This window comes from Paenibacillus lutimineralis (assembly GCF_003991425.1).
GTDB lineage: Bacteria > Bacillota > Bacilli > Paenibacillales > Paenibacillaceae > Fontibacillus > Fontibacillus lutimineralis.
The window spans coordinates 112,870-135,530 of record NZ_CP034346.1; the positions used below are offsets into that span (position 1 = coordinate 112,870).

Annotated in this window: 18 protein-coding genes; 13 read left to right on the forward strand and 5 right to left on the reverse strand. The window is 47.2% G+C overall.

What is annotated here, in order from left to right:
* The first annotated feature begins 158 nt into the window (after positions 1-158).
* Complete coding sequence (locus EI981_RS00525; RefSeq protein ID WP_126994503.1) at positions 159-671, forward strand: YwhD family protein; 513 nt, start codon at positions 159-161, stop codon at positions 669-671.
* Between the two features lie 262 nt (positions 672-933).
* Here the strand turns inward: EI981_RS00525 and EI981_RS00530 are convergent, their stop codons facing one another.
* The 3 genes from EI981_RS00530 to EI981_RS00540 form a co-directional block, all read right to left on the reverse strand.
* Complete coding sequence (locus tag EI981_RS00530) at positions 934-3,216, reverse strand: heavy metal translocating P-type ATPase (RefSeq protein WP_126994505.1); 2,283 nt, start codon at positions 3,214-3,216, stop codon at positions 934-936.
* A complete protein-coding gene (locus tag EI981_RS00535; RefSeq protein WP_126994507.1) occupies positions 3,209-3,583 on the reverse strand; it encodes an ArsR/SmtB family transcription factor in 375 nt (124 codons plus the stop codon). Before EI981_RS00535 ends, EI981_RS00530 begins: the two co-directional genes overlap by 8 nt.
* 208 nt (positions 3,584-3,791) lie before the next feature.
* Positions 3,792-5,867 carry a transglycosylase domain-containing protein gene (locus EI981_RS00540; RefSeq protein ID WP_126994509.1) on the reverse strand — a complete coding sequence of 692 codons (2,076 nt, stop codon included), beginning with the start codon at positions 5,865-5,867 and terminating at the stop codon, positions 3,792-3,794.
* A 614-nt stretch (positions 5,868-6,481) separates the two neighbouring features.
* Between EI981_RS00540 and speE the strand changes: the two genes are divergently transcribed.
* The 4 genes from speE (at position 6,482) to argS (ending at position 10,533) form a co-directional block, all read left to right on the forward strand.
* Positions 6,482-7,309, forward strand: a complete 828-nt coding sequence (gene speE, locus EI981_RS00545; RefSeq protein ID WP_126994511.1) for a polyamine aminopropyltransferase — start codon at positions 6,482-6,484, stop codon at positions 7,307-7,309.
* Positions 7,310-7,322: 13 nt separating this feature from the next.
* Positions 7,323-8,192, forward strand: a complete 870-nt coding sequence (gene speB, locus EI981_RS00550; RefSeq protein WP_126994513.1) for an agmatinase — start codon at positions 7,323-7,325, stop codon at positions 8,190-8,192.
* Positions 8,193-8,432: 240 nt separating this feature from the next.
* Entirely contained in the window at positions 8,433-8,852 is a 420-nt protein-coding gene (locus tag EI981_RS00555; protein ID WP_126994515.1) for a YwiB family protein, read from the forward strand.
* A 1-nt stretch (position 8,853) separates the two neighbouring features.
* Positions 8,854-10,533, forward strand: a complete 1,680-nt coding sequence (argS, locus tag EI981_RS00560; protein ID WP_126994517.1) for an arginine--tRNA ligase — start codon at positions 8,854-8,856, stop codon at positions 10,531-10,533.
* A 71-nt stretch (positions 10,534-10,604) separates the two neighbouring features.
* Here argS and EI981_RS00565 read toward each other — a convergent pair whose 3' ends face one another.
* A complete protein-coding gene (locus EI981_RS00565) occupies positions 10,605-11,750 on the reverse strand; it encodes a S8 family peptidase (protein ID WP_126994519.1) in 1,146 nt (381 codons plus the stop codon).
* Between the two features lie 439 nt (positions 11,751-12,189).
* On the opposite strand from EI981_RS00565, the gene rpoE reads away from it, so the two are divergent.
* The 8 genes from rpoE (at position 12,190) to rpmE (ending at position 21,240) form a co-directional block, all read left to right on the forward strand.
* On the forward strand, positions 12,190-12,750 hold the full coding sequence (gene rpoE / locus EI981_RS00570; RefSeq protein WP_126994521.1) for a DNA-directed RNA polymerase subunit delta: 561 nt from the start codon (positions 12,190-12,192) through the stop codon (positions 12,748-12,750).
* Between the two features lie 594 nt (positions 12,751-13,344).
* Positions 13,345-14,946: a CTP synthase gene (locus EI981_RS00575; protein ID WP_126994523.1), complete on the forward strand. Its 1,602-nt coding sequence runs from the start codon at positions 13,345-13,347 to the stop codon at positions 14,944-14,946.
* Between the two features lie 161 nt (positions 14,947-15,107).
* Positions 15,108-15,485 (forward strand): response regulator, encoded by a 378-nt coding sequence (locus EI981_RS00580; RefSeq protein WP_126994525.1) that lies wholly within the window; start codon positions 15,108-15,110, stop codon positions 15,483-15,485.
* A gap of 199 nt (positions 15,486-15,684) precedes the next feature.
* A complete protein-coding gene (gene fba, locus EI981_RS00585) occupies positions 15,685-16,539 on the forward strand; it encodes a class II fructose-1,6-bisphosphate aldolase (RefSeq protein ID WP_126994527.1) in 855 nt (284 codons plus the stop codon).
* Between the two features lie 210 nt (positions 16,540-16,749).
* Complete coding sequence (locus tag EI981_RS00590; protein ID WP_126994529.1) at positions 16,750-18,003, forward strand: UDP-N-acetylglucosamine 1-carboxyvinyltransferase; 1,254 nt, start codon at positions 16,750-16,752, stop codon at positions 18,001-18,003.
* Between the two features lie 128 nt (positions 18,004-18,131).
* Complete coding sequence (gene rho / locus EI981_RS00595; RefSeq protein ID WP_126994531.1) at positions 18,132-19,472, forward strand: transcription termination factor Rho; 1,341 nt, start codon at positions 18,132-18,134, stop codon at positions 19,470-19,472.
* Positions 19,473-19,664: 192 nt separating this feature from the next.
* Entirely contained in the window at positions 19,665-20,933 is a 1,269-nt protein-coding gene (locus EI981_RS00600; RefSeq protein WP_126994533.1) for a radical SAM family protein, read from the forward strand.
* A 109-nt stretch (positions 20,934-21,042) separates the two neighbouring features.
* Entirely contained in the window at positions 21,043-21,240 is a 198-nt protein-coding gene (gene rpmE, locus EI981_RS00605; RefSeq protein ID WP_126994535.1) for a 50S ribosomal protein L31, read from the forward strand.
* 116 nt (positions 21,241-21,356) lie between these two features.
* On the opposite strand, the gene EI981_RS00610 is transcribed toward rpmE, so the two are convergent.
* Positions 21,357-22,610: a stalk domain-containing protein gene (locus EI981_RS00610; RefSeq protein ID WP_127004208.1), complete on the reverse strand. Its 1,254-nt coding sequence runs from the start codon at positions 22,608-22,610 to the stop codon at positions 21,357-21,359.
* Positions 22,611-22,661 lie beyond the last annotated feature (51 nt).

Sequence of the window (22,661 nt, forward strand, 5' to 3'; positions counted from 1 at the left end):
TCCCGTTGACAAGCATCTACAGCATGTATATGTTTGCATTTGGAAGATTATTAGCTAAAATTAAATTAAGTTGAGGAAACCGTTTCGACTATAGCTTGATGGCGTTTTTCGCTTTGAAATAAACAGAGTATGAACGAAAAGGGGAATTGGAGGATAACATGGATCAATCACAGAAGACGGGTAAGAAGATTTTCTCCCTAAATATTATTAGTAATGAAGAGAAGAGCAAGCATAAGGGCTTCGGCGCGGGTTCAATTGATCTGAACAGTATGTCACCGGTAATTATCGATGTGGACGAGACGTATATTGATATCGGGGCCATGCATGCGAAGAGTAAAGTAGAGAAGGGTATCAAATTCTCCATGAATCGTGAGGACGTACCGAATGGACGCCAGGTATGGATCGTCTGGGTAGCGGTTGATCGGACTCCTGAAGGGCAATTTTATGGCGGGATGACGGCCTGTGAGATGCTCATTGATAAGGAAGCACGCCGTGGCTGGAAGATTCTCGCTGATCACGTGAACAAGATGGACTATGCTTTGAAGCGTAAAGTTATTCTAGACGGCTTGTCGCCGGAACAGAAGGCTTCGCTTAAGCAATTGCTGGTAGACACGAATGCAGAATGGTGGGAGAATTCTCCGGAAGAGTTGAAGGCGGCGCTGGAAGCATAGGAATGGAACAAGCCGACATAAATATTAGAAAGCACCCCATAGAGCTATGAACAGGCCATGCCTGTTTACTCTCTATGGGGTGCTTTTTTGCAATTTATTAGTGTTCAAAGCGTCCACCTTTCAGCACCGAGAAGGTTGGATGAAGCTAGGGACTGAGGAGCGGAACGTACGTAGTTGGTACGTGAGCACCGGAAGGCCCGACTGAATTCAAGATTCGATGTCGAATCAACTCTCAGTGTTACTTCGTGATCAAAGGCGGACTTTATTCGTCTTTACCCAGTAGGACGGTGAGCCCCAGCAAGGTTACGACGATGGTAGCTCCCATATCGGATAAGACAGCGATCCAGAGGGTCAGCCATCCCGGTATCGTAAGTAAGAGAGCGATTATCTTCAAGCTAAGGGAGATGCCGATATTCCACTTGATGATTCGGCTCACCTGTCTGGCGACCTTGATTGCACCTGGCAATTTGCCTAGATGGTCCTGCATCAGCACGATATCTGCGGTCTCGACCGCGCTATCGGTTCCTTTACCCATAGCGATGCCTAGTTGCGAAGCTGCCAGTGCTGGTGCGTCATTAATGCCGTCGCCAACCATCGCGACATTCCAGCGAGTGGCCATTTCCTTCACTTGCTCAACCTTCTGTTCAGGGAGCAACCCGGCATGCCAATCCGTGACACCTGTCTTCATAGCAACCGAACGAGCCGAATAGGAGTGATCACCGGTTAGCATAACGGTGTGTTCGATGCCGTAACGATGGAGTTGGGCGATGACGTCCGGACTTTCCGCTCTGAGTTGGTCGGCGAGTCCGAACAATCCGAGCACCTGATGTTCGGTAGCGATGATCACAACTGTTAGTCCTTCTTGCTTAAGTTGGTTCAGCTCTGCTTTGACTTGATTGCGGGTCTCTTCGCTAATTGTGATCTGCTCCAGTATTTCATCACTGCCAGCCCAGTAGCGGGCCCCTTCAACATTTGCAGCAAGCCCTACACCCGGCAGGGTGATCAGTCCGGAGACGGAAGGAAGCTTCGATTTGTCGATGCCTTGGCTAGTGACCTGACGAACGATAGCTTGCGCGAGCGGATGCAGTGATCCGGATTCAAGAGCTCCAGCAATAGCGTGGAAGCGCTCGGGTTCGTATACGACCTCACGAATAACGGCAGGACGGCCTTCGGTTAAAGTTCCGGTCTTGTCAAAAGCGATAGCATTGATCTTGCCGAGCTGTTCCAGATGCACGCCGCCTTTGACGAGGACGCCATTGCGGGCACTTCTTGTCATTCCGCTAACGAGGGCAATTGGCGATGAGAGCACGAGTGCACATGGACAGCCTACAATTAGAATGGCCAATCCTTCGTAGACCCATTTCATCCATGGCTGACCTAACAGCAATGGCGGAATCAGTACGACCAATGCGGCGATGATCATGATAGCTGGTGTGTAGTACTTAGCGAATTTATCAATGAATAATTCAGTAGGCGTCTTCGTATCTTGAGCCTCTTGCACCAGATGCATGATCTTGGCCAAGGAGGAATCCTCATAGGCTTTGCTGATCTTAATCTTCAATAAGCCTTCACTATTCACACTGCCTCCAAATACATTGGAGCCAGGCTTCTTCGTAACAGGGATCGACTCGCCGGTTATCGCCGCTTCATTCACGGCACTATGGCCTTCAGCGACAATACCATCAGAAGGGATCTTCTCACCAGGGCGAACGAGCACGATGTCACCGACCTGCAGGCTAGCGATCGGTACGATAACTTCTTCTGCTCCACGAATCAGGACAGCTTGCTTCGGTGCTGCATCAAGCAGTGCCTCCATGGACTTCCGTGCCCGGCTCATGCCGTAGCCTTCCAGAATCTCGTTAAGTCCAAATAGGATAGCGACCAGGGTTGCTTCCTTCCATTCGCCGATAATAACGGCCCCTACTAAGGCGACGGTCATCAGGGTGTCCATATTGAACCGGAAACGTGTCAGGTTCCGCAAACCACGCAGGAAGGTAGGGTATCCGCTGAGTACGATGGCGATCAGATACATGCCTATAAGGACACTCTTAGGAAGTACACCTCCTAAGACAAAAGTTAGAATATATATAATTGCTGAAATACTGAGGAACCATTTCTCCTGCTTGCCTTCACCGTCACCATGACTATGTCCGTGACTGTGATCATGACCATGGCTGTGGCCTTCCGTATGGTTATGGCCCTTGGAATGGCTGTGGTCGTGGGAATGAGAATGATCCTTGCCAGGATTCATGGCGACTGTCGGGTCCATAGTGGTGGACGCCTCAGCCTCGGCACGGCTGGTCTCCGGATGAATAAGTGAGGCGCCGTCGCTCTTCAAGATTTTCTCTACCTTTTGAACATTAATCCCAGGTCGCATGAGCAAGCGTCCACTATTGTACATCAGGGCGGCATCATGCCCGTGCTCTAGCTTGCGGATTTGATCCTGCATCTCACGTGCACAGTTGGCACAGGACAATCCTTGAACTCGATATTCAACTCTAGTGTCAGAAGCAGCTGCTTGCTGACGATCATCGGATCTACTCATGATCGTTCCTCTCCTTATGGTGTTCCAGGGTCATCGTAATCAGCGCCTGGATATGATGGTCTTTCAAGGAATAGAAGACATGCTTGCCGTCCTTGCGGGACTTCGTAATGTTCATTAGTTTCAATTGCCGAAGGTGATGTGATGCGGTAGCTACGGAGGTTCCAAGGATAACAGAGATGTCATATACACATAGCTCTTGATCCTGCAGCAGGTAAGCGATTTTCATTCGATTTGAATCGGATAAGGCTTTAAAAATTTGCGTCATGCCTTCTATATCTTCTTCACATAACGTGTGCCGCAGTACCTCTGCTCTAGTGGGATCTCCGCACACATGCCCATAAGTCTCTTCAGTTAATTGGTCGCCCATCGTCTTCCCTCCATTGGAACCATGATTATAAAGTTATATTCAAACGTTTATTTGATTGTTTGAGTATAGTATATACCCTTTCTAAAAATATTCAAATGAACATTTGAATGATTGGACATTTTTTTAATTTTATTATGTAAAAATCAAAGCCAGCCGGATTATCCGGCCGGCTTGAACTTTTGCTGAAGCATGGATATGGTTTTTTTTGTCAATCTTGCTTCGAATTCATCCACCAGCGCTTCAGATCCTTCCACCACGATTTGCTCTCAGGCTTCTCCGAGGTAGGTATCGGCTCCGGAGGAGGCTCGTTGCTACTATGGGCGGAGCAGAACTCTGTCGGTTCTGTGCCTTGAATGAATACTTCCAGCTTCTTATTAGGACAATCAGCCGTGGCCAGTTTGCCGGTAATGGGATCGATATAGACGCTGACAACACTGTCGGGGATCGGGAATATTTTTGGCGGGACCTTTTCCAGCGCCTTCTCTGTAAATTTGGCGAAGATCGGGGCCGCCTTTCGCGATTCTGTTGTATCCAGCGTCTTACCCTTGTCATAACCGACCCAGACTGCAGTGGATAATTCGGGCGTGAAGCCAACAAGCCAAGCGTCAGTACTCGTTGTGCCTGTCTTTCCAGCGACCGGCCGTTTAATATCTGAGGATACCCGGTTGCCAGTTCCGCCTGTCTCAAATACGCTCTTCATCAACTGGGTCAGGACGTAGGCGGCGGCTGGCTCCACGATTGTCTCTTCTTTGGGCTGCGGCGCTTCATACAATACTTTTCCGTCTTCATCGGTGATTTGGAGTACGGCGATTGGCTTGACGCTGCTGCCCTGATTGCTGATAACCGCGAAGGCGGTAGCCATCTCAAATGGACTGATTGGCGAGGTGCCCAGCGCTAGGGAAGGAACGGCCTGCATCGGGCTGGTGATGCCCATTTTCCGAGCCATCTGAATAACTTGATCGGCGCCGATATTGAGTATCGTATTTACGGCATAAATATTGTCGGAAGCAGCGATAGCCTGACGCATATCAATCTCCCCCAAATATTTTCCTCCGAAGTTTTTAGGACTATAGGTTTTGCGATTATCGTCGTAATGGAACAAGGTCGGTTGGCTGTTGAACTGGCTGGCGCTAGTCATCTTCCCTGAAGCCAGCGCTGACAAGTACATAATCGGCTTGAAGCTCGATCCGGGCTGTCGGGTTGTAGCGAATACATGATTAAATTGGCTCTTGGTGTAGTCCGTCCCACCTACGAGTGCTCTTATCTGACCGTTACGTGGGTCGATGGAGACAAGCGCGGCCTCCAGATCACCGGAATCGCTCAGCTCAGACTTAACCGCATTTTCTGCCGCTTGCTGGGCCCCTAGATCAAGGGTTGTGTAGATTCTAAGGCCACCATGCTCCAACTCGTTCTCATCAAAGCCCAATTCATTAACGACGATATTCCGTACATAATCACGGAAATAGGGGGCGATGCTTAATGCAGCGCGCTCCTGACGCGTCTGGAAGGACAACATCTCTTCATAGGCCTGGTCTGCTTGTTTCTGGGTAATATCGCCGGTGGCCACCATCGCTGAGAGCACGATCTTCTGACGGTCCTTGGCGTTCTTCATATGATTATATGGTGAATAGTAGGTAGGACCCTTTGGCACACCAGCCAGCATGGCGCTCTCTGCCAAGTCGAGATCTTTAGCATGCTTGCCAAAGTACATTTGCGCTGCTGTCTCGATTCCATATGCCCCGTGACCATAGTAAATTTCGTTCAGATACATCTGTAGAATATCTTCTTTGCTGTACTTCATTTCCAATTGCGCCGTGTACATGGCCTCTTTAATTTTTCGCGTCCAGGTGCGTTCATGGGAGAGATAGAGATTACGGGCGAGCTGTTGTGTCAGTGTACTTGCTCCCTGCACTTTCTCCATTTCTTTTAAATTTACGAACATGGCTCGGGCCATCCCTTTGACATCGAAGCCGAAATGATCATAAAATTGCCGGTCTTCCGTAGCAAGCGTAGCCTGGATCAGCCATGGCGAGATTTCAGTTAGCTTTACGCTGGCACTGTTCTTTCCCCCATCGGAGAAGACGGCGATGGTCTCGCCGTTTCGACTGAAGAGCTCAGAGCTCTGTTCGGAATAGGATAGTGGGAGATCGGTCTGATATAGGTAGATCAGCAAGATACCGGCGGCGAGTACGCCAAGTAGTCCGGTGGATATCGTGAGCTTAAGAAACAACCGCCTTTTGCGCGGTGATTTGCGTCGATTGCCGCTGCGTACGAGCCTTTGCATGACTGTACGCCTCCCTCCTGTGAATGTATCAAGTATTTGCTTAAATGCCGCTAGAGGCCATTAAATAGTATTAACCTTGTAATAAATGATTAATTAGCAGAGCACTTTTCATAGCCTAGGAGCACTTGCGGGCATAGTATATGTACTCATAGTATGGGAAAGTTTGAAGGAGATATTCATAGGTAGGAACAGCAAAGCGGGGAGTTTACATTTTTACAGAATAGAGAATGTTGCAATTTTACCTTGTTTTAATATAATCATTCTTATGTTTGGTGCAATATATTAGGAAGTGAAACTTTGCGAGAAGTCGAGAAGTGAAGCTAGAGGCCCCGAAAATCCGCTCGTGGGTGTAATATGGCGGCTAGACAACTATTCTATTGGAAAAGGTAATTCAAAAGTCCATTTTTGATCATGAAGCCGGGCTTAGGCAGATGCTTGCAAAAGACATATTTCCTTTGGAAACATCTCAGGTGCTCACGTACACACCACAAGCGAATGCTTTCGAGGTCGTTTCTAAGAAAACGTGTAGCTGCACTCCTCATGCCTGCTTCATTCAACCTTCTCAGTGCGGAAGAGTGGACGCTTTGAACTTTTACTGGAAGGAATGATGTACGATGGAATTGTGGTTTACGGAGAAACAAACTCCCGTCTTTGGCATTACCGCAAAAATTAAGGAAACGTTAGTTACGGAGAAGACGGATTTTCAGGATTTGTCGATCATCGATACTGAAGAGTTCGGGCGAATGCTCGTCTTAGATGGAATGGTCATGACAACGGTTAAGGATGAGTTTGTTTATCATGAGATGGTCGCTCATCCGGCTCTCTTTACGCACCCGAATCCGAAGCATGTGTTAGTAGTAGGAGGCGGTGATGGCGGCGTGATCCGTGAAGTGCTGAAGCACCCTGAAGTGGAGAAGGCGGTCCTCGTAGATATCGATGGCAAAGTTATTGAATATTCGAAGAAGTTCTTGCCGGAGATTGCCGGAGAATTGAACAACCCACGTGTTGAGGTTCAAGTGAATGACGGGTACATGCATATTGTAGAGAGCAAGAATAAATATGATGTGATCATGGTTGATTCTACAGAGCCAGTCGGTCCCGCTGTACAACTGTTCGAACGTGGATTCTATCAAGGAATTTATGAAGCGTTAAAAGAAGATGGTATCTTCATTGCGCAAACGGATAACCCTTGGTTCAAGGCCGACTTGATCCAGAAGGTGAATCAGGACGTGAAGGAGATCTTCCCGATCGTACGTGTATATGGAGCTAACATTCCAACATATCCAAGCGGTCTTTGGACATTTACGCTAGGCAGTAAAACCTATGATCCACTACAAGTCGATGAGACGAAAATACCTGAGATCGATACGAAATACTATACGCCGCGCCTGCACAAGGCCGCATTCGTGCTGCCTAAGTTCGTAGAAGATCTTGTAAAATAGGAGGAACAGTAAAATGAAATTAGATCAGGCTTACTCTGGTAACGTATTTATTTGTAGTTCAGAAGATTATGCTGCTTCGAAAGCAGTCATTTACGGGATGCCAATGGATTATACAGTTAGCTTTCGTCCAGGCTCTCGCTTTGGTCCGGGACGAATCCGCGAGGCTTCCGTTGGTTTAGAAGAATACAGCCCTTATTTGGATAAAAGTATTCTGGACCTCGATTATTTCGATGCTGGAGATTTGCTGCTCCCATTCGGGAATGCATCCCGCAGTCTTGAGGTGATTGGGGAATATGTGCGCGGTCTGCTGGCTGACGGTAAATTCCCGATGGGTCTGGGTGGGGAACATCTTGTCACTTGGCCAGTAATTCAGGCGATGTATGAGAAGCACCCTGATCTGGCCCTCATTCATATCGACGCACATGCGGATTTGCGCGAGCAGTATGAAGGCGAGGTTCTCTCCCACTCGACTCCGGTTCGTAAAGCGGCAGCTTTGATGGGCGGAGAGAATGTATATCAATTCGGTATCCGCTCAGGCTCCAAGGAGGAATTCCTGTTCGGACGCGAGAATACGAATTTCTATCCATTTGACGTAGCTGCTCCGCTCAAGAGCGCTCTGCCTAAGCTGGGAAGTCGTCCGGTATATGTTACGATCGATATCGATGTGCTCGATCCTTCATGCGCACCAGGAACAGGAACTGCCGAAGCAGGTGGCATCACTTCTAGAGAATTACTGGAAGCGATCCATATGATTGCTGGTTCTGATGTTCATGTTGTTGGTTGTGACTTGGTTGAAGTTGCACCGATTTATGATCCAACAGAACAGACGCCAATCGTGGCTGCCAAGCTGATTCGCGAAATGCTGCTCGGTTTTGTAAAATAATTGGACTGAAAATAAGATATAATCGAAGCCGCCGGCACTTTTGCCTGGCGGTTTTTACTTTTAATATTTTGTTAACATTCCAAGGTAGGGGAAGGCTATGGCTAGTGAATGTTTGCCAATTCCGATTGAATTGCGGGAATGAACTGGATATAGTAGTACAGTGAGATACAATGTAATATTATAGAGGTTGTTCAAAAAGCTTGCTTTTGAACGCGCACATATAGAATGGAGATTTGGGCTATGACCGATAAGAACGGAGCCAAAATTGTAATCACGAGCCGTCAGGGACAAGAGGAGACGATCCAAGAACTGACTGGCGAAGCTATGGTCCGTGGCGACGTTATCTATATTCGCTATGAAGAAGTGGAGAAAGGGCCAACCGGCGGAGTAACACGGGCACTTGTTAAAATCTCAGGAGATGAGGTTAAGATTATGCGCCATGGAGAGGTGGAGTCAGAGCAGACCTTCCGCACCGGACATAAATTACCCGGATTCTATTTTTCCCCATTCACGAAATTCCATTTGTCCACGGTAACACATCGATTGGAATCCAAGTTCTCAGGTGCTTTTGGACAAGTTACCTGGGACTATGATCTATATGTCTACGATGAGCTATCAGGGAATTTTAATATTAGTCTACTTATTCAGGAGGAAGCGTAAGATGACACTCAATCCATTAGAACAGGTGAATCAGGATTTAAAAGAAGCCATTTTCGAGGCGATTAGCGCCGCTGGTCTGGCAGCGGGGGAGGAGATTCCGGCAGTAGTATTGGAAGTTCCGAAGGATAAGGCACATGGCGACCTGGCAACGAATGCTGCGATGCAATTAACCCGAATCGCCAAGCGGAACCCTCGCCAGATTGCTGAAGCGATTATCGAGCATTTGGATTATGACAAGGCGGGAATCGTCAAGGCAGAGATTGCGGGTCCAGGCTTTATCAATTTCACACTGAGCAAGAGCTATCTGTTCCCGATTATTGAACAGGTCTACCGTCAAGGTGAGGATTATGGTCGTACGGATAAAGGGGCAGGGCAGAAAATTCAAATGGAGTTTGTCAGCGCCAATCCAACAGGCAGCCTGCATCTAGGCCATGCCCGCGGAGCTGCTGTAGGCGATGCACTCTGTAATGTACTCGATTTCGCTGGATATAAGGTAACTCGGGAGTATTATATTAATGATGCCGGGAACCAGGTCGTTAATCTATGCAAATCGATCGAAGCAAGATATTTGCAGGAACTCGGGCAGGATGCAGAAATGCCAGAGGATGGTTATTACGGTGAGGATATTAAGGGCTTTGCCAAAGAATTGGTTGCCGAGCAGGGCGATGCATTGATGTCGATGGCTCCAGAGGAACGTGGACAGTTCTTGCGTAAATACGGCTTGAACAAAGAGCTGGACAAGATCAAGCGCGACCTGGGACGCTTCCGGGTCAGCTTCGATGAATGGTTCAGTGAGACATCCCTCTATGCGGACGGACAGGTTGAAGCTGCGCTAAATGAGCTTCGTTCCAAAGGAATGACCTATGAACAAGAGGGAGCTACATGGCTTAAGACGACGCCATATGGCGACGACAAGGATCGCGTGCTCGTGAAGAATGACGGCACCTATACTTACCTGACTCCTGATATCGCCTACCACCGGAATAAGTATGATCGTGGCTACGACCGGATGATCAATATTTGGGGCGCCGATCACCATGGTTATATTCCGCGGGTCAAAGCGGCTATGCAGGCGCTGGGCAAGGACCCTGAGAAGCTGACGGTTCTAATCGCGCAGATGGTCAGCTTGTTCCAGGACGGCGAGAAAGTGAAGATGTCCAAGCGGACAGGTAAAGCGGTCACCATGGTTGACTTGATGGATGAAGTAGGTGTCGATGCAATTCGTTACTTCTTCACCATGCGTAGTATGGATTCTCATCTCGATTTTGATATGGACTTGGCTATTTCCACTTCAAATGAGAATCCGGTGTATTATGTGCAATATGCCCATGCGCGGATTTGCAGCATTTTCCGCCAGGCTGAAGAACAGGGGATTGCCCTTCCGACACCAGATTCTGTGAATCTGGACAAGCTGACGTCAGAGCATGAGTATGATTTGCTGCGGAAGATTGGCGAATTACCAGAGGAAATCGGAATCGCTGCCGATAATTTCGCCCCGCACCGTCTTGTTCGTTACGTGTACGAGCTGGCTGCGCAGCTTCATAGCTATTACAGAGCGGAGCGTGTAATTACGGAGGACAACGAGCAGACAGCGGCACGGCTTGCCCTGCTCGGCGCTGTACGGACGACGCTGGCTAATGTACTTCGTCTGATCGGTGTGTCTGCCCCGGAACGGATGTAATGATAGAAGGCGATGTTGACTTCGATAGAGTCAGCATCGCCCTTTTTAGATTTTAACGGGAATTACAGCCATTAGGAAGACTTACTGCGACTTTTATTGCGAAGCAGCCGTGACGCGTTGAGCTCCCCTGCAGTGGGCTTTGCCCTCGACGCAGTAGCAGGGATCGGCCGTGCGGCGCGGCGCAGCTTCCTCTTAATCTCCGACAGCTGCAGTCCGGGACGGGCCGCAAGCAGCAAAGCAACAGCTCCGCTAACGTGAGAAGTGGCCATAGAAGTACCATTCATCTCATGATAGCCTCCGCCTAGCCAGCATGAGCCAACCTTCTCTCCAGGAGCGTAGATATCAATATAGGGACCGAAATTACTGAATGAAGCGATACGTCCGTCCTTTCCGGTTGCTCCAACGGAGATGGTATTTGGATACCGCGCCGGGTAATCGATTCTTCGAGTTTTCTTATCATTGCCTGAAGAAGCAACGACGACGATGCCTGCTGCGTGGGCTTTGCTAATAATATTTTGTAGAGATTGACTCTTACTCTTCATTCCAAAGCTCATGTTTATAATGTGCATACGGTTTCTAATGCACCAGTCGATTCCGAGGATAATATCGGAGACGTAGGCGGAGCCGTTATGGTCGAATGCTTTCACGGGATAGACGAGCGAGCGGGGGGCTACGCCCATCATTCCTCTAGAGCCGCCGGATGCGGCGATCGTGCCAGCGATGTGGGTGCCGTGTCCATTATCATCGTAAGGAAGCATTCCGCGGTTGAACATATTGATCCCTCTGCCCAGGCTGTATCTGAGATCAGGGTGGCTGAAGTCTGCACCTGTATCAATGACCCCGATGCGGATTTGGTTACCAGTGGAGATGGACCAGGCATCTTGCGCACCGATACGCTTCACTCCCCAGGGTTGGGGACTTTTCTTATCTTTGTCCGTGGAAGTAGAGTGAACACGAATTCGGGTGTCCTCTTCTAGCACTAAACCGAATCTCGTGTCGACGCTTCCGCTATTATGGGATAAAGGGCAGAAAAAGGCCTGCAATAGCGGTGAGACGCGAACTCTCCGCAAGGCCGGGAATTGACGTTTGTAATCCTGCAGCTGGCGCAAGCATTCTTTATACTGCAATTTCTGGGCGAAGCGGAGAATATATCGCTCGCCTGTTCCAGAGGTGTCTAGGTGTTCGCTCAGATATCGCAGGAATTTGGAGTAGTCCATTGGTTAGCCCCTCCTGACGAAGCGTGTTGCAGTATATTATGACAACGCATCAGGACTCGAATGGGGAAGGGGCCCTGTTTCCAGGAAATGGGCAGGGGGTGAAAAATGAGTCAAGTTAAGATGATTTTTCTAACTTAGGCGTAGGTGCGGCGTGTCAATGCAGCAATCTGGACATAGGATAAAGTGAAGGCCCTCTGCGGCCTTCAGGGCCATCGGAGAGGAGATAAGGGTCTCCTTTTCGAACGGATACAGTCAGTTGGCAGGGCGATAGCCCTGCCTCTTTTTATATTTGGGCGGTCACTTTTTAAACACATTTTAAAACTTGCAATTTAATGTTAAATAAGGTTTACTATTTTGTGATATGGATAAGTTAGATTAAGAAATCGATATTTAAGCTCGATTTTTTGGTGAACATTGCGTGAGAGGATGTGTCCGTAACGTGAGTAATTCGCTCAATTTGAAAATTGACTCGGAGAAAGCACAGGAGATCCCAATGGTGGACCTGGCTTTTATGGTACTGAAGGCGGCTAATACGCCGTATTATTATCGTGACCTAATGAATGAAGTTGCTAAGATTCGTGGAATGTCTGAGGAGGAAATTAGCGACGTTATTGCACAACTGTATACGGAGATTAATATCGACGGCCGTTTCGCTTGTGTTGGCACCAATCTTTGGGGTCTGAAGCGCTGGTATCCGCTTGAGAAGTCTGAGGATGCAGTTAGCAGTGGCAAACGTCCTCGTATCATTAATGACGAAGATGATGATCTGGATGACGACTTCGTTGAAGAGGAAGAAGATGGTTACAACTCCGAAGAGGACGACGATTATGATGCAGCCGACGAGGATTCTGATGAGGACTTGTTTGCAGATGATGACGAAGAAGAAGACGTTGAGGCTGTGGAAGATGACTCGCTTCTGGATGAGGAAGATATGGATGACGAAGAAGAGGATCCAGCGGATGACGAGTCTGAGGAAGAAGATTATAGCGACAAAGACTAAGAGCGCATGATCCAGAGGAGTTTTTGAACTGCCTAATAAAGTGCGTGTTCAAAAAGTTCGGTTTTCAGCACCGAGAAGGTTGGATGAAGCTAGGGCATGAGGAGCGGAGTGTACGTAGTTGGTACACGAGCACCGGAAGGCCCGGCTGAATTCGAGATTCGACGCCGAATAAAACTTTCAGTATAAACTTCGTGATCAAAAGCGGACTTTTTGAACTACCTCTTAAAGAGAGAGAAACTTCGAATATTTTACCTTCCTCCTTCACTTGACAGGGGCTAAGGTAACGAGTAAACTATTGCATGGGCTTATGATTCAACCATAAATAATGTATTTTATATAAAAGTGCCCCGACGTTGTTCGGGTGTCACTTTTTTGTTTTTTTATGCCCATTTGGCTATGTTTTTACGCTAAATGGGTTACGCTATATTGATCTATAGTCGCCAGGGAATTGTTAGTAATGTTCATAGGTTGTTCAAAGGTCATTTTCATCGTTAAACGTACCTGGTTGCTGATTTCCACTTATCATGAATTCAGCCCGGACTTCTGATATGACTGACTTTTTGAACCCGTACAAATTTAGGAGGTTTTTGGACTGTGACAAAATATATTTTCGTGACAGGTGGGGTCGTTTCTTCATTAGGTAAAGGGATTACGGCTGCATCATTGGGAAGACTGCTCAAGAACAGAGGATTGAAAGTAACGATTCAGAAATTTGACCCTTATATCAACGTGGACCCGGGAACGATGAGCCCTTATCAGCACGGTGAAGTGTTTGTTACCGATGACGGCGCCGAGACTGACCTTGATCTGGGCCATTATGAACGGTTTATTGATATTAACCTGTCGAAGAACAGCAATGTTACGACCGGCAAAATCTATTCTTCTGTTATTGGTAAAGAACGCCGCGGCGAGTATTTGGGCGGCACGGTACAAGTCATCCCTCACATCACGAATGAGATCAAAGAACGGGTATTCCGCGCTGGCCGTGAAGCAGGCTCGGACGTAGTCATTACTGAAATCGGGGGTACAGTAGGCGATATTGAGAGTCTGCCATTCCTGGAGGCGATTCGTCAGATTAAGAGTGAAATCGGCCGTGAGAATGTGATGTATATCCATGTTACGCTGATTCCTTATATCAAAGCCGCTGGTGAAGTGAAAACCAAACCAACTCAGCATAGTGTAAAAGAATTGCGCAGCATCGGTATTCAACCTAACGTGATCGTATGCCGTACTGAGCATGAGCTGTCCGAAGATATGAAGGCGAAGATCGCCCTGTTCTGCGATATCGATCCTAGCGCGGTTGTAGAGTGTCGCGATGCGAATACTTTGTACGAAGTGCCTTTGAATTTGCGTGAAGAAGGTCTAGATGAGATTGTAGTTAATCATCTGAAGCTGACCACTCCTGCACCGGATATGAGCGAATGGGAGCATCTGGTTGACCGCATCAGCAAGCTGGAGAAGAAGGTAGAGATTGCCATCGTAGGTAAATATGTTGCTCTGCATGATGCTTATTTGAGCGTTGTAGAATCCCTCTCCCATGCCGGATTTGATGCGAATGCTGATGTATCGATTCGTTGGGTCAATGCTGAGGAAGTTACCGAGGACAATGTTGAGCAAATGCTGAAAGGCATAGGCGGCATCCTCGTACCAGGCGGTTTCGGAGACCGAGGAATCGAAGGTAAAATTACGACGATCCGTTATGCTCGTGAGAACAATATTCCGTTCTTTGGAATTTGCTTGGGCATGCAAGTTGCTGTTATAGAATATGCACGTGCACTTGCCGGCTTTGAAGGAGCTAACAGTTCTGAGATCAACCCATCCACTGAATTCCCTGTGATCGATCTGCTTCCAGAGCAGAAGGATATTGAAGATCTGGGCGGTACGATGCGTCTTGGCTTGTATCCTTGCAAACTGCAGGAAGGTTCTTTGGCTATGCAATGCTATAATGATGAACTGGTCTATGAGAGACATCGCCATCGTTATGAATTTAATAATACTTACCGTGAAGCGATTGAAGCAGCCGGTCTGAAAATTTCCGGTACTTCGCCAGACGGAAGATTGGTCGAGATCGTCGAGCTTCCGAACCATCCTTGGTTCCTGGCTGTACAGTTCCATCCGGAATTCACTTCCCGTCCGAATCGTCCGCAGCCGTTATTCCGCGAGTTTGTGAAGGCGGCAATCACTCATATATCCTAATCGGACATCTAGCATAGGCAGCTTGAACCATACGATCTATTCAAAATATTCGCCTCAAATGATTTTTATAGTATCTTTTTTCCATTTTAGAAGGGATATACAAATTTGAAGCGAATATAGTCATTCAGTATGAATTGGGTGGATCGTAGGAGGTCTGTTTTGTGGATGAGAAGAAGGTATTGATTGTTGATGATCAGAATGGTATCCGCATCTTACTGATGGAAGTATTCAGCAGTGAGGGATACATGACGTTTCAAGCACCAAATGGCAAAATTGCCTTGGAGATTGTACGTGCTGAGTCGCCGGATCTAGTTCTGCTTGACATGAAGATTCCAGGAATGGACGGACTTGAGATTCTGAAGCATATCAAGGAAGCGAATCCTGAGATCAAAGTGATCATGATGACGGCTTACGGCGAGCTGGACATGATTAAGGAAGCGACCGAGCTCGGGGCACTGATGCACTTCACCAAACCTTTCGACATCGATGAAATACGTACGGCAGTAAATATGCACTTAAAGGGCGGGGCCGTCCTTTAAGGGTCAGAAGGAACCTCGGCAAGTAATAGGCGGGGTTCCTTCTTCCTTTTAGCTGATTTCACCATTATTTACATGATAATTTGTGTATTTTGTATACAAAAGCATGAATAGTATTTTTGCCCCGATGTGGTATAATAAAACATGTGTGAATGTCGGCTAGAAATCTAGATAATCCAACATCCTTAGGAGGATTGAAACCATGCCATTAGTATCCATGACTGACATGTTGAACAAAGCGCTTGAGGGAAAATACGCCGTAGGTCAATTTAACATTAACAACCTCGAGTGGACTCAAGGAATTCTTGCTGCTGCTGAAGAAGAGAAATCCCCAGTAATTCTGGGCGTATCCGAAGGCGCAGCACGCCACATGAGCGGCTTCTATACCGTTGTTAAGATGGTAGAAGGTCTTATTCATGACATGAAAATTACGGTTCCAGTTGCGATCCATCTGGACCATGGTTCCAGCTTCGATAAATGTAAAGAAGCAATCGATGCTGGCTTTACTTCCGTTATGATCGATGGTTCCCATCATCCAATCGATGAGAACATCGAAATGACGAAGAAAGTAGTAGAATACGCTCACGCTAAAGGCGTGTCCGTTGAAGCTGAAGTAGGAACAGTAGGCGGACAAGAAGACGACGTAATCGGCGGCATCCAATATGCTGACCTTCAAGAGTGCGTACGCATCGTTAATGAATCAGGTATCGATACTCTTGCTCCTGCGCTTGGTTCCGTTCATGGACCTTACCATGGTGAGCCTAACCTTGGATTCAAGGAAATGGAAGAAATTCGTAATGAAGTGAAGCTTCCGCTCGTTCTTCATGGCGGTACAGGCATCCCTACACACGATATTCAGAAGGCAATCTCCCTTGGTACTTCGAAGATCAACGTGAACACGGAGAATCAAATCTCCTTCACGAAGAAGGTTCGTGAAGTTTTGGCAGCAAAACCAAACGAATATGATCCTCGTAAATATATCGTTCCAGGCCGTGACGAGATCAAAGCTACAGTTGTCGGCAAGATCCGTGAATTCGGTTCGAGCAACAAAGCATAACTAATGTTTTGAGTTAGCCTGGCTTGATGCTGTGATTATAGATAGCCTTTGTTAACAAATAGGACAGCCTTTGACAAGAAGGCTGTCCGGTTATATATATGGAAACGATGAGTACACCGCGCTTGCCGGTGTCTTTCCATTTCCATTACTTTATTACATGGGGCGCTCAGTCGTCCCGTCTGCAAAATACGTGGGGGGACCCTTAAACTTATGGAGAAATTAATGATTAGCGGCGGACGCCCGTTACGCGGCACGGTTTCGATCAGCGGTGCCAAGAACAGTGCGATTGCTCTGATTCCGGCTGCGTTGTTGGCGGAGTCCGAAGTCGTGTTGGACAACTTGCCGCATTTGAGTGATGTTGCGGTCTATTCAGAAATTTTGGAGGAGCTAGGTGCCCGCGTATCGTGGGAAGGCAACTATATGAAGATTGACCCTTCCAATGTAGTATCCATCCCTATGCCTAACGGACCTGTGAAGAAGCTGCGTGCTTCCTATTATTTAATGGGTGCTCTGCTAGGCCGGTTTAATGAGGCAACAATCGGTTTGCCAGGGGGCTGTAATTTCGAGCCTCGTCCAATTGACCAGCATATCAAAGGGTTTGAAGCGCTCGGCGCTACTGTAACGAATGAACACGGTTCCATACATTTATATGCCAAAGAACTGCGGGGAGCCAAGATTTACTTGGACGTTAGCAGCGTAGGCGCAACTATTAATATTATGCTGGCGGCCACTCGGGCCAAAGGCTCCACAATTATCGAAAATGCGGCCAAAGAGCCTGAAATTATAGATGTAGCTACATTATTGAATTCCATGGGTGCGAGTATTAAAGGGGCCGGCACGGAGACGATCCGGATTGAAGGCGTGTCCAAGCTAAGAGGTTGCCGGCATTCTATCATTCCTGACCGTATTCAAGCGGGTACCTATATGATAGCCGCGGCAGCAACTCGTGGCGATGTAGTGATAGATGGCGTTATTCCTAAGCACCTTGAGGCACTTACTGCTAAATTGCTAGAAATGGGTGTGACTGTAGAGGAATTGGACGAATCCATTCGCGTCATCGGTTCCGATAAATATGAGCATGTTGACGTCAAAGCGTTCGTATACCCTGGATTCCCAACGGATTTGCAGTCGCCTATGACTAGTCTGCTTACACAAGCTGAAGGGGTTAGTGTATTGAGTGATTTCGTGTATAGCAACCGTTTCAAGCATGTTCCGGAGCTAGTACGAATGGGAGCTAAGATCCGTGTAGAGGGCCGTTCGGCTGTAATCGAAGGCGGATTGCTCAATGCAGCTAAGGTGAAGGCATCCGATTTGCGCGCTGGCGCTGCCCTAGTTATTGCCGGATTAACGGTGAAAGAAGGAATTACCGAGGTATCTGGAGTAGAATATATTGATCGCGGATACGATAATTTGGTTACGAATCTTAGGTCCTTGGGTGCTGATGTATGGCGGCAGGTGGAATAACATCCCTGCTGCCCGCATAAGTTGCCTGAGAACAGGAGATAATATAGTATGGTGTCAACAAAAAATGCTCTCATAGATTTCAAAATTATATGATAGTAAATGATTAAAATTGAATAGGTGGTTTTCACATGGATCTTCAAATTGCCGACTTGGAAGGGATGAAGCTGACGGAGCTGTACAAGCTGGCCAAACAGTATCAGATTCCATATTACGGCCAATTAAAAAAGAAAGAACTGATTTTTGCGATTTTAAGAGCTCAGGCAGAGCAGAGCGGACTTATGTTTATGGAAGGCGTTCTTGAGATCTTGCCGGAGGGTTATGGCTTCCTCAGGCCAATTAACTATTTACCTAGCACGGAGGATATTTACATCTCCGCCTCGCAGATTCGCAAGTTTGACCTTAGAACCGGCGATCTAGTCTCAGGTAAATGCAGAGCGCCGAAGGAGAATGAACGCTACTTTGGACTTCTGCAGGTAAATGCCGTTAATGGAGAGAGCCCTAACATTGCTGCAGAACGTTTGCATTTCCCGGCACTTACTCCACTTTACCCACAAGAAAAAGTTGTACTTGAAACATCCCCAACACATTTATCCACGCGAATTATGGATTTGCTAGCTCCCGTTGGACTTGGACAGCGCGGCCTGATCGTTGCGCCACCTAAAGCGGGGAAGACGCTACTGCTTAAAGAAATTGCCCACAGCATATCCACTAATTATCCAGATGTTGAGCTATTCGTATTGTTGATTGATGAACGTCCGGAAGAAGTAACGGACATGCAACGTTCCGTGAAGGGTGAAGTCATCGCTTCAACCTTTGACGAGCTGCCTGAGAATCATATCAAAGTAGCTGAACTTGTATTGCAGCGTGCATTGCGTTTGGTGGAACATAAGAAGGATGTTGTTATTTTATTGGATAGTATCACCCGTCTGGCGCGAGCATATAACCTGGTTGTACCGCCATCAGGTAGGACCTTAAGCGGTGGTATTGACCCGGCAGCTTTCCATCGCCCTAAGCGATTCTTCGGCTCAGCCCGGAACGTGGAAGAAGGCGGAAGCTTAACTATTCTGGCTACTGCGCTGGTGGACACCGGTTCTCGTATGGATGATATTATTTATGAAGAATTCAAAGGTACTGGTAATATGGAGCTGCATCTTGATCGCAAATTGGCGGAGAGAAGAATTTTTCCGGCGATCGATATCCGTCGTTCGGGTACACGGCGTGAAGAAGTGCTGCTGAATAAGGAAGAACTGGATACCATTTGGGCGATCCGTAAAAATATGAATGATTCCTATGATTTTGTCGAAGGTTTCTTGAAGAAACTGCGCGACTCTAAGACGAATCAAGAGTTTCTTGCTTCATTTGATGCATCGGCATCGGGAAATAACACCTCGTCTGGCGGAACCAGTGCACGCCGTTCTGTACGCAGCGGGACGCAAGCTTCGGGTTCAGGGTCCAATTCCGGGTCTTAATAAACGCGGTTGCGCGATGCCTTAATCGTTGATAAATGTTCGACAAGTCTGTACCTAGGTTTATGTTTATGATGTGCTTTTTCATAGCGCTTTAGCTGAATAAAGCTGAGAAGCGGAGCTATATGTTTTCGTTGAAAACAGCTCGTAAGCATTGAACTTCCCCAAGAGAGTTATTCTGAAGAGGAGAACAACATGTATTTAGTATATGCTGATGCGCAAGGACAGGTTTACGATCACCCGTCATTGTATGGCTTGGCCCGCAGTGCTGATATGATCGTAGAGATCATGGAGGATGAATTAATTCCACTGCCGGAGGGGGCTACACTAGTAGGTCTTCCCTGTACACGTCCGATTGGAATGGATCCAGATTCGGGTGAGATGCTTCCGCTCCAAGGTGATGTTCAAGCCGTGGGAGCGCTCCTTCCACAAGGATATACAAGGCTATGTCTCCCTGGTTACGTGAAGACAGATAAAGAATACAAGCTGCCGCTATTTGGCTATTCGGCTGTAGTGTGGAAGGATGGGCAGTTCTATGTAACGGCTCGGCGATCAGATGATCCTGAGAAATGGAATCCACTGAATTGCGATCCGCTAGAGTTAAAACATAATGTGAAGGCTCTAAAAGCGAAATATCCGGATAATCGTCTTTATGAGCATCTCTCGAATTGCGCTTTAGGATATGAGTGCTTGACTGCTTCCAACACTTTTCTGAATCGTTGGGAGGGGGCAGTCCCTGTCTCCTATTCTTGCAATGCTGGTTGCTTTGGCTGCATCTCGGAGCAGCCAGATGATAGCGGATTTGTCTCCCCGCAGACGCGAATGAATTTCCGTCCGCGTGTTGATGAATTGGTTGAAATTATGCTAGAGCATCTGAAAACTCCAGAATCGATTATTAGCTTTGGCCAGGGCTGCGAAGGAGAACCGTCCACGCAGGCTAAGCTGATTATTGAGGCAATCCGTGAAGTACGGCGTCAGACCAATATGGGCTATATTAACATTAATACGAATGCGGGGTTATCCGACCATATCCGTGGTATTGTTGATGCTGGGTTGGACCTGATGCGAGTCAGTACGATTAGCGCTCTGGATGATCATTACAATGCATACTATAAGCCGCGGGGCTACACACTAGCCAATGTAGAGAAATCACTGAAATATGCAGCTAGCCAAGGTGTCTATACTTCCATCAACTATTTAATATTCCCTGGGGTAACTGATCGGGAGGAAGAGATCGAGGCGATGGTTGAACTTGCCCGCCGTACGGATTTGAAGCTGATTCAATTGCGGAATCTGAACATTGATCCAGAGAGCTATCTAGAGCTTATCCCTAAGGCACAAGGCGATATTCTCGGTATGAAGCAGGCCATTGAAATATTCCAAGCGGAGCTGCCTGATGTTGTCATCGGATCTTATACGCATGTGCCCCCAGCTGAACTGGCAAGGGCGAAGGTAAGATGGTAATCTCACATTTATTGTGATTGCATAGTGAACAGCAGCATGCTATAATTTTTTTTGTTGCCATTATAACTCTGTACACGCATGAGGTGCAGGGCGGAAAGAGGTGAAAGTCATGAACGAAGCAATTCAACCGAAATACCACGTGACTACGGTAACTTGCGCTTGCGGCAATACCTTTGAAACAGGTTCCGTAAAACAAGATCTACGCGTTGAAATTTGCTCCAACTGCCATCCATTCTTCACAGGTAAGCAAAAATTTGTGGATGCTGGTGGTCGTGTGGATAAATTCAAAAAGAAATACGGCATGTAAGAGAAAGCTGCTTAGCAGCGAATTGCATAAATGCAAATCCCCTGTCCATAATATAGGACAGGGGATTTTTCTTTTTACAACGAAATGTAAAAGTGCCTGAATAGATGATGTGTTTTTTACGATTTAAATTCAACTGTGTTATAAATGGAGTTCCACTCATTCTTATTAACAATACCGAGCCGCCAAATGGCGATGCCCTTCAGATCATAACGTTTGGCAAGTCCAATCAAAGTGTTGACGGAGTTCTCATCCTCATTATCCATATTCAACCCAAGGATCAGCTTGGATTTATCGGTCTCTTTCAGAGCCAACGTAATCGCTTCGTTCACTTTATCAACCGGCTCTGGCTTCTTGGAGCTGCCGCCTTCATAATTGTACGCCATGATGATGAGTTCATCCGCGAATTGACCGAGTATTTTATAATCATATCCTTTATAGGAGGAATTAAGCGGATGCAGAGCCAGCGATAATTTCAAGTTAGCCGCTTTTGTCGCTGTAGCAAGTTGCTTGACGAAGGTGTTGAAGGAGGAACGGGTTAATTCCTTGTCCGTTGTTAGTCCTAAACCTTCGAAATCAAGCATGATTCCTTGAAACTTGTAATCATTAGCCGCTTGAACCATGTCTGCTATCGCTTGTTCCCTGTAGGCTTGATCCTCAATGATTTTTGTTAATTCCCCCTTGACATCACTCGAGTAGACCATCAGATAAGGAGTTGTATCTGCCTTGGCTGCATCGCTAACTAGAACTTCAGGAGTTATATCACCGGCAGCCGGAGGGATTTGAAATACGTTCCCTTTAGTAGTAAACTTCCCATCCTCATCGATCCTGCTCCACCCATAAGATATAGCGTTAAAGTCAGGAACCGCATTTACATCGGAGAATGAAGAGATTGCATAGAAGCCGAGCGTATACATCTTCTTCGGTGGTGAAGTGATTGATACTGTGCGGCTTGCTTGGTTCCATCCTACTTTGGCACCAAATTGTTGGCTAAAGAAGCTGAGCGGAATCAATGTGGTGCCGTTCTGTGATATAGGGGCAACAGCCAGTTTGACGGAAGAGTCATTCACGATTGCCTCTGGGTTATTCAGTGTAAGCACAACTTGAACTGAATCATCTCCCGTACCTTTGATTGCTGTAATGGTCTTCTGTGTCTGATTCCAGGTCACTTCGATACCTAACGCTTCGGAGATCGAACGGAAAGGTACCATAGTTGTTCCCTTGAGTACTATAGGTTCTCCAGAGAAGGACAATGGATAACCGTCAAGCAAAATTTGTACTGATGATGCCGCTTCTGCTCTTGCTGGATATGAACCTGACAGGGTAGCAGCGAATAAGGAGACTCCTAATAGTAGTGTCCCAAGTTTTTTCATTTTCAAAATCAACTTCCTCCCTCTACCAAATCCTTCGAGACTATACTCTAT